Origin of the sequence: Pseudomonas sp. NPDC089392 (assembly GCF_044749595.1) — a bacterium.
Classification (GTDB): Bacteria; Pseudomonadota; Gammaproteobacteria; order Pseudomonadales; family Pseudomonadaceae; genus Aquipseudomonas.
Genome location: NZ_JBIVIF010000046.1, coordinates 22534 through 36537 on the forward strand (window position 1 = coordinate 22534; position 14004 = coordinate 36537).

Annotated in this window: 13 protein-coding genes; 8 read left to right on the plus strand and 5 right to left on the minus strand. The window is 56.8% G+C overall.

The features are described 5' to 3' along the window. The first annotated feature begins 21 nt into the window (after window positions 1-21). From ACIP1G_RS26890 to trbC, 4 genes are read left to right on the plus strand one after another with little or no spacing between them, the layout of a single operon-like run. Window positions 22-819 (plus strand): DsbC family protein, encoded by a 798-nt coding sequence (locus ACIP1G_RS26890; protein WP_181131287.1) that lies wholly within the window; start codon window positions 22-24, stop codon window positions 817-819. A 36-nt stretch (window positions 820-855) separates the two neighbouring features. Beyond that, the gene (gene traW, locus ACIP1G_RS26895; protein ID WP_082425845.1) at window positions 856-1554 is read left to right on the plus strand and encodes a type-F conjugative transfer system protein TraW; all 699 of its coding nucleotides are present in this window, start codon (window positions 856-858) and stop codon (window positions 1552-1554) included. Beyond that, window positions 1551-2588: a TraU family protein gene (locus ACIP1G_RS26900; protein ID WP_060515480.1), complete on the plus strand. Its 1038-nt coding sequence runs from the start codon at window positions 1551-1553 to the stop codon at window positions 2586-2588. Before traW ends, ACIP1G_RS26900 begins: the two co-directional genes overlap by 4 nt. After that, the gene (trbC, locus tag ACIP1G_RS26905) at window positions 2536-3267 is read left to right on the plus strand and encodes a type-F conjugative transfer system pilin assembly protein TrbC (RefSeq protein WP_258197967.1); all 732 of its coding nucleotides are present in this window, start codon (window positions 2536-2538) and stop codon (window positions 3265-3267) included. The genes ACIP1G_RS26900 and trbC overlap by 53 nt, the downstream gene beginning before the upstream one ends. Before the next feature lie 177 nt (window positions 3268-3444). On the opposite strand, the gene ACIP1G_RS26910 is transcribed toward trbC, so the two are convergent. Both ACIP1G_RS26910 and ACIP1G_RS26915 read right to left on the minus strand, forming a co-directional pair. Then, window positions 3445-3825: a hypothetical protein gene (locus ACIP1G_RS26910; RefSeq protein ID WP_060515481.1), complete on the minus strand. Its 381-nt coding sequence runs from the start codon at window positions 3823-3825 to the stop codon at window positions 3445-3447. Window positions 3826-3905: 80 nt separating this feature from the next. Continuing rightward, a complete protein-coding gene (locus ACIP1G_RS26915; protein WP_256817004.1) occupies window positions 3906-4898 on the minus strand; it encodes a recombination-associated protein RdgC in 993 nt (330 codons plus the stop codon). Window positions 4899-4924: 26 nt separating this feature from the next. On the opposite strand from ACIP1G_RS26915, the gene ligA reads away from it, so the two are divergent. The 4 genes from ligA (at window position 4925) to ACIP1G_RS26935 (ending at window position 9951) form a co-directional block, all read left to right on the plus strand. Then, window positions 4925-6931, plus strand: coding sequence for an NAD-dependent DNA ligase LigA (ligA, locus tag ACIP1G_RS26920; RefSeq protein ID WP_181131288.1), 2007 nt, complete (start codon window positions 4925-4927; stop codon window positions 6929-6931). 15 nt (window positions 6932-6946) lie between these two features. Continuing rightward, entirely contained in the window at window positions 6947-8059 is a 1113-nt protein-coding gene (locus ACIP1G_RS26925; protein WP_256213817.1) for a toprim domain-containing protein, read from the plus strand. A gap of 145 nt (window positions 8060-8204) precedes the next feature. Then, a complete protein-coding gene (locus tag ACIP1G_RS26930; protein WP_181131289.1) occupies window positions 8205-9302 on the plus strand; it encodes a hypothetical protein in 1098 nt (365 codons plus the stop codon). Window positions 9303-9408: 106 nt separating this feature from the next. After that, window positions 9409-9951: a DUF882 domain-containing protein gene (locus tag ACIP1G_RS26935; RefSeq protein ID WP_082425846.1), complete on the plus strand. Its 543-nt coding sequence runs from the start codon at window positions 9409-9411 to the stop codon at window positions 9949-9951. A 51-nt stretch (window positions 9952-10002) separates the two neighbouring features. Here the strand turns inward: ACIP1G_RS26935 and ACIP1G_RS26940 are convergent, their stop codons facing one another. Genes ACIP1G_RS26940 through ACIP1G_RS26950 form a run of 3 tightly spaced genes read right to left on the minus strand, consistent with a single transcriptional unit; the run spans window position 10003 to window position 13947 of the window. Continuing rightward, the gene (locus ACIP1G_RS26940) at window positions 10003-10908 is read right to left on the minus strand and encodes a hypothetical protein (RefSeq protein ID WP_060515487.1); all 906 of its coding nucleotides are present in this window, start codon (window positions 10906-10908) and stop codon (window positions 10003-10005) included. Between the two features lie 11 nt (window positions 10909-10919). Beyond that, entirely contained in the window at window positions 10920-12194 is a 1275-nt protein-coding gene (locus tag ACIP1G_RS26945) for a hypothetical protein (protein ID WP_181131290.1), read from the minus strand. Continuing rightward, entirely contained in the window at window positions 12187-13947 is a 1761-nt protein-coding gene (locus ACIP1G_RS26950) for a type IV secretory system conjugative DNA transfer family protein (RefSeq protein ID WP_060515489.1), read from the minus strand. The genes ACIP1G_RS26945 and ACIP1G_RS26950 overlap by 8 nt, the downstream gene beginning before the upstream one ends. Window positions 13948-14004 lie beyond the last annotated feature (57 nt).

Consider the following 14004-nt stretch of genomic DNA (forward strand, 5'->3'; position numbering starts at 1 on the left):
TTTCTAAATCTGAGGTAACCGATGAAAAAGCTCGTTGTCGCTATCGCTCTCGCCAGTTGCTCGCTGGCTGCATTCGCCCAGGCCGAGTCTCCTGCACCAGAGGTGGCTCAGGCCCCTGCAGCAGCCATCGCTCCAGCTGCTGCGGCAGCGGCGCCAGCTGCTGACATCGAGATCATGACCGTGCTCAACACGCTCAAGGGCAAATACCCCTCCACCAACTTCACCAACGTGGAGCGGGCGCCGATTGATGGCCTCTACGAAATCACCATGGGCAAGAACATTGCCTATACCGACGCTTCAGGTCGCTACCTGTTGTTCGGCAGCGTCTACGACATGCAGACCCGCAAGGACCTGACGGCACCTAAGCGAGCTGCCGCTGAGAAAATCGACGTATCGAAGTTTCCTCTGGCCGATGCGATCACTCGCGTGAAGGGCAACGGCGCCCGCAAGCTCTACCTGTTCTCTGACCCTGACTGCCCGTTCTGCAAAACCCTGGAATCGGACGTCCTGGCCAAGCTCGACAACGTCACGATCTACACCTTCATGTATCCGCTTGACTCACTGCACCCGCAGGCTCGCGCCAAAGCAGAATCGGTTTGGTGTTTGCCTGAATCGGGCCGGGCTGCAGCATGGGAAGCACTGGCGCATGGCACCCAGCCTCCGGCGAAGAAATGCGACAACCCAATCGAGCGCAACATCGCCCTGGCTGAAAGCATCGGCTTCCAAGGCACCCCAGCCATGGTGAGCGAAGACGGCCGAAAGCTGCCGGGGCTGGTACCACTTGAGCGCCTGGATAACTTCCTCAACGGCGGTTCCTGATCCCCCTCCGACAGTTTTCTCCACGTGGCCATTTCGATGGCCACGTTGGTTTCTGATCACCTGATCATCATGAGCCCCGGGCTGGGCATTCTCATTGGAGTTGTGATGAAGCTACGCCGCTTATGCGCATCCGCTTTCCTTACCGCCCTCTACCTCACGTCATCCACTGTTCATGCCGAAGATCTCGGCAAGTACGGAAACACCTGGGAGATCCAGGAGCAGGATGCAATCGACATGATCCAAGGTCGATTGAAAGCGATGGACAAGAAAGGCGAACTCGACAAGTTCTGGAACGACTACCGCGACAAGCAGTTGGCCGGAGCAGAAAACCCCAAGCCGGTACCCGGCATTGGGCCCGTCGTTGAGCCACAGATCAGGATGTACGACCCGACCTACACGTACCCTGAGACCGTCAAAGATCATCTGGGCAACATCCTGGTGCCGGCGGGCACTCGCATCAACCCGCTGGACCACATCACCCTCAGCAAAGCGATCATCTTCATCGACGCTCGCGATCCGAAGCAGCTGCAGTACGCCAAGAAGCGCACCGATGAGCATCCCCGGGACAAAGTGATATTGGTCGCGGGTTCGTTCCTGAAGCTCAACCGGGAGTGGGGTCGCCCGGTCTACTTCGACCAGATGGGGATCCTCACGAAGAAGTTCGGGATCGAGCGCGTTCCCGCGGTCCTGACCCAAAAGGGCAGGGAACTCCAGATCGAGGAGTTGAAGCTATGAAGAAACTGCTTATGGCCCTGGGCTTTGTGGCAACGGCCCTGCTCAGTCCGGTCAGCTCTGCCGATGAAGGCGTGTGCACCGGTAAATTCCCGAACCTGATTTCGGATGTCTGCTGGTCCTGCATGTTCCCGATCAAGCTTTTCGGTTCAACGGAGCTCATCTCCGATGGCCAGGAGGACTTCGACAGTGGGAACAAAAGCGCATTCTGCACGTGCGACAACCCGCCCAAGGTCGGCATTCCCACATCGTTCTGGGAGTTCGACATGATGACCGACGTTACCACGGTGCCTGGATGCTTCCCCTTGCTTGGTGGGGTGAAAGTCAACGTAGGCGTGAACGCAGACGCCTTCGGCTACATCTCTGACGATCAGAGCAGCGGCATCGGGAGCACACGCGACTCGTTCATGCAGGTCAACTTCTACATCAACCCGGCCATGTATGTGATGGGCGCCATCCTGGACGATACCTGCATGGACAACCGCGGTATCGACGTCCCCTGGATGTCTTTTGCAGACCCCACCCACAACGACGACGAGCTCGCCGGCATCCTGACGCCATACGCATTCCCGTTCGGAAGCATGCTGGCGATTGGGGCCATGTCCGCCGATGCCGTTGCCGCCGCCGCGGGCTTTCCACTGTCCACGATCTTCTGGGCCGCCGGCTCGTACGGTCACATGTACCCGCTGACCGGCCGAAACGAGGCGCACCTGAGCATGGAGCAAACCGCCCGGCTGCAAACCACGCGAATCCTCGCAAAACTGCATGCCGCTGGTACCCAGTGGGCGGCAATGGGGGGTGACGCCATGTGCGGCTACTACCCGCAGATCATCATGGACAAGCGGCAGTACAAGCTGACTCGCCTCTACCCCAAGCCTGAGACCGCAAAAATCGCAGGCAAGTGCTGCTCTCCAATCGGGCGGTCGACCATTCTGACCGAATCGAACACTGAGTTCCCTCTCCCAGGTTACAAGGACTTTGGCTATGGCATTTTCCGTAAACGCGACTGCTGCGGCGGCGCTACTCTTAGTAACTAGCTTCATCGCCGTGCCTGCCGTGTCCCAGCAGCTGGAAATTCCTTCCAACGAAGCTATCCAGAAGATCATGCAGGAGCAGGCGGCATCTCGAAGTGCCGCTCTGAACGGGAAGATTGATCCGGTGAAGCCGGGCACGTTCAAGGCCACGGTACCGGTCATTGACGCCCCAGCACCCACCAAGACTGAATCGCTCGACGACGTGATTGCCCGATTCAACGCGGCCAAGGACGGGAAGAAGGTTAGCCATGGCGCGAACGACTTCATCATCTTCGTGTCGTTCTCAATGCCGAAAGATACGCTTGAGCGGCTGGCGCAACAGGCGCGTGAAACCGGTGCCGTCATGGTCGTGAGAGGGTTTAAAAACGGCTCCCAGATGCAGACCAAACAGGCTGCGCTGGAGGTGAACAAGGCCGGTGTGCCGTGGGAGATCAACCCCAATCTGTTCAAGGCCTTCAAGGTGGAATCGGTACCGACGTTCGTCGTGGCGTCTGCAGAAGCAGAATCCGTTCTGGACGATGGCTGCTCACCAGATGCTACCTTCACGTCGATCACTGGCGACATCAGCGCCATGTTGGCCCTGGATACCATCCGCCTCCGTGCGCAGCCTGAGATCGCGAAGCTTGCCGAGGCCAGGTTGCAGAAGATCTACAAACAACAAGCCCCAGGCCCCGTCCACTGATCACGATCAAGCCCGGCATCGCGCTGGGCTTCTCGTGAAACATGCCAGTGGGTATGCGACCGTCAGCCTGGGTGAGCTCAGCGACGCCTCGGACGAAGCAGTCCAAGAGGCATGGGACGCGCTGTACGGCGAGTAATAAAAAACCCGGCCTCAGGTGAGGCCGGGTGCTGTAAAACGTTAATCGGCTTGCGCCAAGCGCCCAGAACCGAATGCCACACGGCGGGCCACTGCATCCCATTCCTGCACAGTAACCAGCATGCTGGTGCGAGCCTTCTCGTGACCGTTCACCGTCTGGCGATACTGCAAGCGCACATGGCCAGGCGTGACGCTTGGATAACCTTCAAGCTCGAACACGTTACGGAAACCGTCAACATCAATGTTGCTGGTGGTGTAGATTTGCGAGAAGAACATCCTGTAGTAACCGGCCTTTGCCAGCATCACAGCAATCTCACAGAGCAGTTTCAAGCGCATGCAGCACGCGGTGATGAACAGAGCGAGTTCAAGCGACAGAGCTTGAGCCTTACGTTTGCAAACATCGGTGTCGATAGTCAGTTTCATGGTCATTCTCCCGGGTTGAGTGGCTAAGCCTTGCGTTTGCCTAGTACCCGGTAATGCACATCACGCATCTACAAATCTGATTACCCCTGTGCTGCCTCCTCGCCGCCGAGCGCTTCCATTAGAGCGGGCACGAGCTTTGACAGCACGCCAGCGTAAGTCAGGAACATTGCACCGAATGCGGCCTCTTCATCCTCCTCATCGGGAATCTCTTTATTCACGTTTTCGAGGAAGACGATGCGCTTGAGGGTCGACTTGTCCGTCAAAACGAAAGACACCTCTTCATTGAACGTCATGGCCAATCGTACGGGCCGCCGACCTTCCAGTAGATGCTGGCGGATCTCTTCTCGCTCCAGGCTGATCGAGGCGTAACCCACCTTTGACTTTTCAAGGTCCAGCCCCTGCAGGTTGACTTCACGGTCGACCGTGAATTCGTCAGGGGATTCGTTGTTCATCAACCAGGTGGCCATCGCAGAGGAGGGGTCCATCGAGGTCCGAATCAGTGATGCGGGTATATCGATGGCATCATGGATTTGAGTGACAACATCATCGGCTTTCGCCGGTGAGCCACAGTCAATGCCGATCAGCCCCGCCGCGGTATCGATCCACACCTTTTCCGTGCTCTGTGCTTCGAATGCCCTGGGCAGAAGTTCGATAAACGCTTCGTCCTTCATCGCCTTCAGCTGGTCCCGGCTGGGCTTGTAGCCCTTCTCTGAGAGCATTTTGGCCGCCTTCTTTGCCACGTGTCGCTGCAACACCGGCTCTGGGACTTTCTTTTCTTCAAAGCACAGATTCAGCAGGATCTGTTTCTGCACCTCAAGCACGAGACCACCGCCCACGCGGGGCTCCACCCACCCCTGGGTTTTGGTGACGCTACCCGAACAAGGGGTGAAAGCCTTTTTTTCCAGCCGTTTCGCAAGGTCGGCCGTAGACAAGCCCCAGGGCTCAGTAATCCGGTAGAGGTGAAGGTTCGAAAACATGATGCAACTCACTCCTGGCCGGCTTACCGCCAGCACAATTTGGCGCACGAAAAAGAAACATGTACGCATAATACTGGCAGATTTATAATCATGCACACACCTATCCTGCCAGTGGAAAAACCATGTCTGAATTCGCCCAGGTTGAGCAACGCCTTCTTCAACTCCGTGCAGAGGTCGCTGGACACATGGATGCGTACCACCGACTCGATGCCCCGACGATCCCGGACGGAGAATTCAACCTCCTGTTTCGTGAACTGGAGCAACTGGAAGCTGCGTATCCAGATCTGGCTACCGCCGACTCACCAACGCAGCGGGTCGGTGGCCGGGTTCTGGAGGAGTTCGTCCAAGCACCACACGATGTGCCAATGCTGTCGCTCAAGGACGCCATGAACGAGGAAGAGGCACGGGCATTTGCAAGCTCTGTGCTGGATGAGCTGTCACAGCCGGCGGACATCGAGTTCACCGCTGAACTGAAGTACGACGGCTTAGCGCTTTCGGCGCGATACCTGGCTGGCGTCCTGGTTCGCGCAGTCACCCGCGGGGATGGTACGACCGGGGAGGATGTAACGGCACAGGCCAAAACCATCCTGAACTTGCCTTTGACCCTCCCTGCGGCCATTGATTTGGAGGTTCGTGGCGAGGTTGTCATGCTCAATAGCGATTTTGAGATCGTGAATGAGCGCCTCAAGAGCCAGGGCTTGAAGACCCTCGCCAACCCCCGCAACGGCGCCGCCGGCAGTATGCGCCAGTTGGACCCCAAGGTGACTGCCTCCAGGAGGCTGTCCTTCTACGCGTATGGAGCCCAGGAGCTCGATGGCACGCCTGCGTTCAAGACAACCAAACAGTGGAAGATCATTGAGGGCTTGCTTGAGCTCGGATTCAGCATCGCCCCTGAAACGACCGTGGTCCGCGGCTGGGATGGCATCAAAGGGTTCTACGATGAGGTGGGTGCGAATCGAACCAACCTCCCAGTAGCCATCGACGGCGTCGTATTCAAGGTCAACTCCCTTGCCGACCAAGAAAGCCTTGGCTGGAACAATCGCACCCCCCGCTTCGCCATTGCGTTTAAGTATCCGGCAGAAGAGGCCGTGTCCATCGTCGAAGACATCGTGGTGCAGATCGGCCGAACTGGGCCTGCAACCCCTGTGGCGAAGCTTAAACCTGTGCGAGTCGGAGGTGTAGTGGTGTCCAGCGCCACTCTCCATAACGCTGATCAGATTGAGGCCAAGGGCATCAAGGTCGGTAGCACCGTTATCGTTCGCCGAGCTGGGGATGTGGTACCGGAGATCGTTCGGACAGTGCCCTCGATCGGCGATGAGTCCCTCTCCCGCTATGTGATGCCGACAAAGTGCCCGTCGTGCGATAGCCCCCTAGTTCGCCTGCAGGGCGCCGTCGAGTTGTATTGCCCAGGTGGCATCAAATGCCCAGCACAGAAGCAGGGCAAGCTCGCTCACTTCGGCTCTCGGCTGGGAATGAACATCGACAACCTGGGCGACAAGTCGGTCTCTACTCTGGTCGCCGCCGGCCTGATCAGCATGCCCTCCGACTTGTACAGCCTGAACGACAAGGTAGTCGCACCGCTCCCGGGGTTTGGGACGGTCTCCGCGAAGAACCTGATCGCGGGCATTGAGGGCTCCAAGGCTCCTGAACTCCCGCGGTTCATTTTCTCGCTGGGGATCGAGGGTGTCGGCGAGGCCACCAGCAAAGCTCTGGCGGCGCAGTTCGGGTCCTGGTCAGCATTCCGCGCAGCGACATACGCGCAACTGCTGGCCACCGCGGATGTTGGAGACGGTACCGCCACCAACATCACCCGATTCTTCGAGGATTCAACACTCGGTGCTGAGGCGGATCGCCTAGCCGTGATCACCACACCGAACGACTTCATTGCCATCAGTGGAACCTCGCTGAAGGGCAAGGTCGTCGTCCTCACTGGCACTTTTCCAACCCTTAGCAGAGAGGCTGCCAAAGCCCTGGTCGAGGGAGCAGGGGGGAAGGTCTCCAGCAAGGTTTCAAGCAAAACCAGTTTCGTCGTTGCCGGCGAAGAAGCAGGCTCGAAACTCGAAGCTGCCCGGGAGCTAGACATTGATATATGGGATGAGGCTCGGCTGCTGGCCACGGCCGCGGGCTGAGGTTTACAGGCCGGCGTGAAGCATCACAAAGCATCAAGTTTTCATCTGGAGAACCAGAAAATGTCAGTAACTAATGGACCATACAAGCGCGATGCTAATGGAGTCGCCTATGAGGTCGACTTTGAGTATGTGCGAGATAATGTCCCGCTCGACTGGTTCTTCGAGCACATGCTCGGTGCGAAGGCGAGACCGTCAGCAGGTGCTATCCGGTACAACATCTGTCCAAACCCTGGGTGCGGAGCTTCTTCCGCTCACTCGGTGAAAATCAGCGTAAAAAATGGCGGGTGGCTTTGCTACTCGTGCGGTGAGCAAGGTGACGTGGTCGCTGCGGCGGCTTACTACTGGGAAAAATCACATCGTGAGGCTGGCCTGGAACTCATGAGCGCCGACGTGGAGCTGCTTAAGCACTACATTCCGCCGAAGCCCATGGACGCGATCCAACGCGATGACAGTGCTCTTGCGCTGGTATTGCAACGGGTCGCCGAATCTCGCAATTATCCGTCGAATGACGCCCTGAAGTACTTTGCTGGCCGGGGTATATCCGAGGGTGTAGCACGAGAGGCCTGCAATCGAGGCATCCTGATCACCATCCCGAACAACCCAATGGAAGCCAAGGGCTTCTTGACTGAGGTCGCAGGGCAGGAACTGATGGTGAAAGCTGGCCTGTGGAACCCCGAAAAGAAGGCGCCAGCCTGTGCATTTCGGCCACTGTGGTTTCGGTCGCAATCGCACTGTGCTGCAGAGTTCAGGCTTATGCGTGAACCCAAAGAAGGGGAGAAGAAGGCCATGCGTTACGGCGGAAAATCTCCTTGGATTTGGGAAGGCTCTGAGAGTGAGTTCATGATCGTCGAAGGCCCTATCGACATGTTATCAGCCGTCGAAATGGGCTCGAAAAGGACGATCTTTGCGCTACCTGGTTGTGAGAACTGGGAGCCTGAATGGTTCAACATGATGGCCAAGAAGAACGTGCTTCAAGCGCTCGATCCTGATAAGCCGGGCTTCAAGGCTGCAGAGAACCTCAAGCCAGTGCTAGAGGCTCTTGAAGCCAACCTTGGAACCTTCAATCCACCCAACCGGGTCGGCGACTTAAACGAGCAGCTCAAGCACATGCGAGGGCTCTTAAATTAACCCCCCAAACCCGGCTCTTGCCGGGTTTTTTTATGCCTACGCATTGGGTGGTGATTGCAATGGAACGATCGGTAGGACTACTCCCGTTGAGACATCCGCTACGCTGAGATCAACCTGCATACCTTTAGTTGATCGGAGCCCTCCCATGCACGAAGAGCCATTTGTTTTGAGTTCGATTGATCGGGCTCGTGACTGGGTTGACATATGCAGCTGCGGAGCAGAGCTGCCCAAGGATAAGGTGGCAGCGATGCTCGCAAGTCTGTGCGGCTTCGGTAGCTGGGACATCATGAGTTACGCCATTGAAGCTCTTCCACCCTCACTGGTCGACGAGAAGGTTGATTCGGAAGTTGTCCAGGCCAGACTTAAGCATCACATGCAGGTCTTGGTTGGAGTGCACCAACTCGATCCCCCCCTCGCGATTTTTATCTTAAGCGTGGTCAACCCCACCTCGGGAAAGCCGCTCAAGGCTTTCTCGAAGTCAGATGAGTTCGCTGTCAGCACTGAACAGAGACTGGCATTTGAAGCATTCCTCAATGAGCTACCAGAGGATGACGGACTCAAGTTTTTCGCTGCACCAGGCAACCCCGAACATTTCGAGCTGCAATGTGAGCCTAACCGGACACAATTGGCACTAGCTCTTTGCGGTGACACAGAGCCGTTTCTTTGGTGCGAGGTCTTTGATGCCCTCGGTTGGGAGTATGAGCTCGCTGATGACGATACCCCGGATATCGACGAGCCCTCCTTTGAAATTTACGACGACATTCTCGGGGAGGTTCCGGTATACATTACTCCGTTGTCTCGATCACCCGCGACGCCAGATGCACCGATAGACCGTGCCCTGCGCCTGCAGAGAGCAGCATGCTTGGGAGATTTTCTTACCCAGGATTTTCCTGGTGAAGCCGCTCTGATGTTGATGCGCTGGCCAGTCATGAAGGAAATTGATGGTCACACCTATTGCCATGCGGGCAGCGTCTACCACTTTGAATTGGGCGAGTGGCAAGACCTGCTGTTCAACTTCCGATGCACAAGCGTGTCCGAGCTTCTGAATCTGAATAATCTCGTTGAGAACATCCACCAGGGGCACCCAGCGCTAGAAGATCATGGGGGTAATTTCTGCACCCTGCTCAGTATCTGTCTCTCCGGTCATAGCGCGGATGATTTTGAGGGTGGGATTGTCCCAATGATACGCCAACAAAGTGCAGAAACGAGTTGGTTCATGCAGCGGGTGAACGAGGACGAATAGCCCTAGGGCTACTCGATTAAAGTATAAATCACAAATCCATACATAACACGTACACATACGCTGCATGCAGTGATAGAGTCTGCTTCACAGATAGTGGAGCTCTCCCTTGGATCGTCGATCATTCCTACACTACGCCCTCGGCTTGGCCGCCTCCTCAACACCGCTACTCTCAATCGCCAGCACCTTCTGGGATCAACCGAGACGTCTCTGGCTGAAGCGTGAGGTCGAGCCTGGTAAATGGGAGGAGGTCGATAAGGTCTACTTCGATAAGGGGGCTCTTGTATGGCCCGGTTATGATCCGATATGTCGGCTGATGCGCGATGTTCACACCGGACAGGCCGTACAGATTTCCGTCCCACTTTTGAACATCATGTGCGGAATACAGGGCTGGTTCTCCATCAACGGCATACACAAACCTCTCATAGTACTTTCAGGCTATCGGGAGGAGTCGACCAATAAAAAGGTGGGTGGCAAGAAGCATTCAGCACACCTCCGTGGCGGTGCATGCGATCTCACGGTACCAGGTATTCCGGTTGATTACCTTCGACGTCTTGCCCTGTATCTAGGTGGCGGCGGGGTGGGGTTTTATCCCGATGGAACTGGCTTCATCCATGTAGATGATGGGGATGTGAGAGTCTGGCGTGGGTAGGGTATTACCAGGCCCCCGCGCAATCGAGAGCCTGGCTTCCTCTTCACTTGGTTAGAACATGCTGGACCAGGAGATCTGATTAACCAAGGGCTTGTGGGGCAACAGAGCCAGGTCCACGGCCCTCAGTGCTGGGTTACGGCCGGTGAGGTACCAGCAGTCATTCTGCTGGCTCAACATGTAACGATCACTCAGCCGCTCCAGGGCCGAACGGTAGGCCTCTGTGACATTGTTACGGGATGCCAGTGCCAATAGGTCAGCCGATCGAATGCCAGGCTGCCCCCATGCTACCCGGGCAAGATCGAAACCTTCATCACCGGCCAGAATGAAGATCTCATCCGCAACAGCTTCAGGCACAGGGTCGATCATGAAAGGGAACTCGACAGGGAACACGTACCAGCGACGCCAGAACTCGTAGTGGATCCGCAGGCGGATAACGTCCTTACGAGCGCCAAGCACCTCGCAGCACTTATCAAATGCCCAGTCGCCAAGAGTAGGCCCGAACACCCACTGCGCAGCCGTAACGTACACGTCGGTCGGTAGCTTCTTCGCGAACAAGGCTTCGACGTTGGCCTTGATGATGCGAAACGCGAGACGCGTTACGCCGTCCTCGAAATCCTCTTCATCAAGCCGGCGCAGCTCATCCTTCTTCAGTTTTCGTCTTTGCGCTCCAAGGTTCGATAGATTATTGAGTGCGGCGAGCCCAAGTTCTTCAGCAAAAGGATATGACTCGACCACAGTTTCGTCAGTCCCCAGAAAATCCACTTGAGCATCGTCTGCAGCGTTATCAAGATCGAAGGCGTCAAGACCTTCGAAAAGATTGGCGCTATCAAAGCTCTCAAGCCAGTTACGAACATCGCCAGGATCAGAAAGACCGCCAGAATCGTCAGATAGAAGCTCAGATCCGAAGACATCATTTTCTTCCTCGTTGCCCAGGGGCATATCAGTGAATTCGTTCATTGGCACCACCCTTAAACCGGAACTGTTTGCGTGAATTGGTCTGCGCCAGTCATCCGGGCATGCTGGCGCCTGGCCGGCCGTCTGATGTCGGCCGCTGTGGCGAACCTCACTTCACCCGGGGTGGCCACACTCGCCCAGGTCACCTGGTGCTCGCCGGAAACAATCGCGTAGTCGGTGGTGCCCATCGACAAGAGTTTTTGCATCACATCCCCTGTGCCCTGGGCTTGCTCAGGCTCCATAGGCAACAGCTGGGAATAGACCTGCGCTGCCGGCTCGGATTGAGGTTTGAACAGAACCAGGTTGCGAGCTCGACTCAGGCAGGCCTCGCGCAGATCCAGAGACTCACGCCCAAGATCGTCGAGCGAACCAGCTGCAACCCATACGCTCATCACCTGCTCAGTCTGTGGCGAGAGCAGCTGCTCGATGCTCGGGTCATTGCAACCACCTGGATCGGTGAACACAGCCAGCGCAGTGGGTGCACCAGGCTCACCGATCGACCGCAGAACAGCATCCGCCAGGTTCGAGATCACGATGCGGCGGAGATTGGACGCAGCCTGGCCTCGGCCGATGTAGGGAATTGCGAGATACACGATCTTTCGTGTTACCAGCGCCTCGTGCAGCACGACGTCAGGCTGGTAGCTGTTGAACACTTCACCCGCTCTACCGGCGCCGAGCATGCACATGCTCCCAGCGAGGCCCGAGAAGCGTCCTTTCAGCTTTACCGCACAGATGTCGCCATCATCATCCTGAAAGGCCTTGCAGGCCTGCTGCAGGGCTCCCAGCTGCACTGAACGAGGGTATGCAGTGGCCATGTGTTCGATCAGCGCTGAAATAGCGTCAGGCTTCATCACGAACATACCTAGATCAAGGTACGAGTAGGGCAGGCCAGCGAGCTGCAGCGAGGATACAATCGCCCGAACAAGAGCTGCGGTTGGGGTTGAATCGTGACCTGCCGTCGCATCCTGATCCGCGAGGAAATTCAAGACATGGCTCGCGACCTTGGTAGGTGCTGTGTGCAGCACCGGGTTGTAGGTATGGCTCAAGGCGGGACTACCAGGATTCACGATGAGCAGATCAGCTCCCCGACCAACTGCAGTGCTGGCGCCGATCATCGCTCCCAAAAGTGATTCATCGACCGATGAGCCGACCACGAAGACCGCAGCGCCGGCTGCAATGCGTCGCTGAATCACCTCCCTGATCAGTTGCCCCTGGCCCTCAGTGCTCTCATCGAGCACAAGGGTATGCCCGGGCACAACATGAGCGCCCTTAGGTTCTACGTTACTCATCTCTCAGCTGCTCCTGTTGTTTCTTCCGCCCACCAGTGGGCAGCCCGCTGCCACCCAGGTACTTGTCACTGTTCTTGAAGAAGTCCGCACCCTTAACGGACGGCCTGCGGAAGTGGTTGATTCGAATAGGGCCGATTTCTTTCTGCAGCTTTCTGTCGATGCTGATCATCGGCACCCGGACGTTGAAGATCTGGTCTCCGCCGTACTGGATGATGCATTCCCCCTTACCGAGCGCTTTGAGGTCATCCGGCGAGACCTTGTACTCCTCCTGCTCTCGCTCACCGACCGATATGCCGGCGGCGGCACCGGTGCCACCCTCTGGCGCCACATTGAGAAGGGGGGTGCTACTGCTTTCGTTCTGCGTACCGCTCAATGACTTCGTGATACCGATTTTCATGCCGATGAGGTCTGCACACTCAACGGCTGTGGCCTGGGTACCGATCTTGAAAAAGATCTTGGTCCAGGTGTTACCGATGACCATCTCTTTGAAGTCAGGGGAAACCACATCCAGGTTGGCCAAGGTCTGGGCTGCGGGGAACAGTGCCATCTGCGCGCTGCGCCCCTGTTCAAAGGGGCGTGCTAGCGACTGAACGGCGTAACTGCCCAGCTCATCCATGAAATTGAAATGCGGGGGGTTAGGCCGGTCCTCTTCAGGCAGCGCCTGGATCCACGAGATAGCCGTACGCAGGTCGCCCAGGAACATCTTGCCGAAGTTCGAGGCGGCTTCGTTTTTACCCATCGTCGGGAGAGCGACGTAGATGATCTTCTTCGCCCGGATTGCTTCGAACAAGTCGATTTCGGGGGCGTAGGTGTTCATCACGTCACCGAATTTCCCCGTACCGAACAAGTACATCCGGCCGGCAAGACCGCCGAACGTTTCCTTCATCCGCTTGATGTCGACAACGTTCTCCATACCCGGCTTTCCGCCGATCTTGTATTGCTCAAGGAACAGGGAGAAGTTCTTGGTCGCCGGGTTGTGAGGCTGGGTCTTCTTCAGCAATGTTTCCAGCTCCTCGATCGCCTTGTGGTTCATCAGCAGAATCGTGAAGTCGATGAAGTTGTAAGCGAGGCCGGCAGCTTGCATAGCCGCTACGAGAGTGGTGATGCCCTGGTTCGCCGACTGTTTGTAGTGGTCGGCGCCAGGGTTATTCTCGGTAGACGGAATGATGGATAGGATGCGTGCGGCGATCTCATCCGGGTCACCCCGGAGGATGGGGTTGTACGTGTTGCTGAGCGATGGGTTACCAGGATTCAGAATCAGCAGATCCTGCTCGCGGCCCGCCCAGACGCAGTACTGGTAGATCGTTTGAATGTCGTCCGCATTCATCTTGCCGTCAATAAACGTCAAGCCGCCGCCACGCTGAATTTGCTGGAACATCATCAGCTTGCCCAATACGGTTTTACCGACGCCGGACTGGCCCAGGATAAATCCATGTCGCATGAAGTCTTCATCAGGGACACGTACAGGCTGGCCCGTGTCAGTAGTGAAGCCCAGTAGCAAGCCATCACCGTGCGCCAGATCGGTAGCCGACCGGATGTTTATCTTCGACTCAAGGAGCAGCTGGTTCTTCCAGAAATCAAAAACACGGTTGCCGATGTATGCCGAGCCCGCAGCCCCCATGGCAAGGGGGAGGGTGGCCGGCACCGAGCTGAAGAAAGGTGATGTCAGCAGGCCTCCCGCACCGATTGAACTGAGTGCTAGGGTGTCTTTGAAGCCACCGATTTTCGAGCGAAGTATCTGATCCATACTCATGGAAGTGAGCCTTTAGCTACGCACAAAAAAACCCGAGCACCGTGAGGCGCCCGGGTT

Coding starts and splice junctions, on each gene's coding strand:
- ACIP1G_RS26890 (WP_181131287.1), top strand. CDS start 22: ATGAAAAAGCTCGTTGTCGCTATCGCTCTCGCCAGTTGCTCGCTGGCT.
- traW (WP_082425845.1), top strand. CDS start 856: ATGGCCACGTTGGTTTCTGATCACCTGATCATCATGAGCCCCGGGCTG.
- ACIP1G_RS26900 (WP_060515480.1), top strand. CDS start 1,551: ATGAAGAAACTGCTTATGGCCCTGGGCTTTGTGGCAACGGCCCTGCTC.
- trbC (WP_258197967.1), top strand. CDS start 2,536: ATGGCATTTTCCGTAAACGCGACTGCTGCGGCGGCGCTACTCTTAGTA.
- ACIP1G_RS26910 (WP_060515481.1), bottom strand. CDS start 3,825: ATGAAACTGACTATCGACACCGATGTTTGCAAACGTAAGGCTCAAGCT.
- ligA (WP_181131288.1), top strand. CDS start 4,925: ATGTCTGAATTCGCCCAGGTTGAGCAACGCCTTCTTCAACTCCGTGCA.
- ACIP1G_RS26930 (WP_181131289.1), top strand. CDS start 8,205: ATGCACGAAGAGCCATTTGTTTTGAGTTCGATTGATCGGGCTCGTGAC.
- ACIP1G_RS26940 (WP_060515487.1), bottom strand. CDS start 10,908: ATGAACGAATTCACTGATATGCCCCTGGGCAACGAGGAAGAAAATGAT.
- ACIP1G_RS26945 (WP_181131290.1), bottom strand. CDS start 12,194: ATGAGTAACGTAGAACCTAAGGGCGCTCATGTTGTGCCCGGGCATACC.
- ACIP1G_RS26950 (WP_060515489.1), bottom strand. CDS start 13,947: ATGAGTATGGATCAGATACTTCGCTCGAAAATCGGTGGCTTCAAAGAC.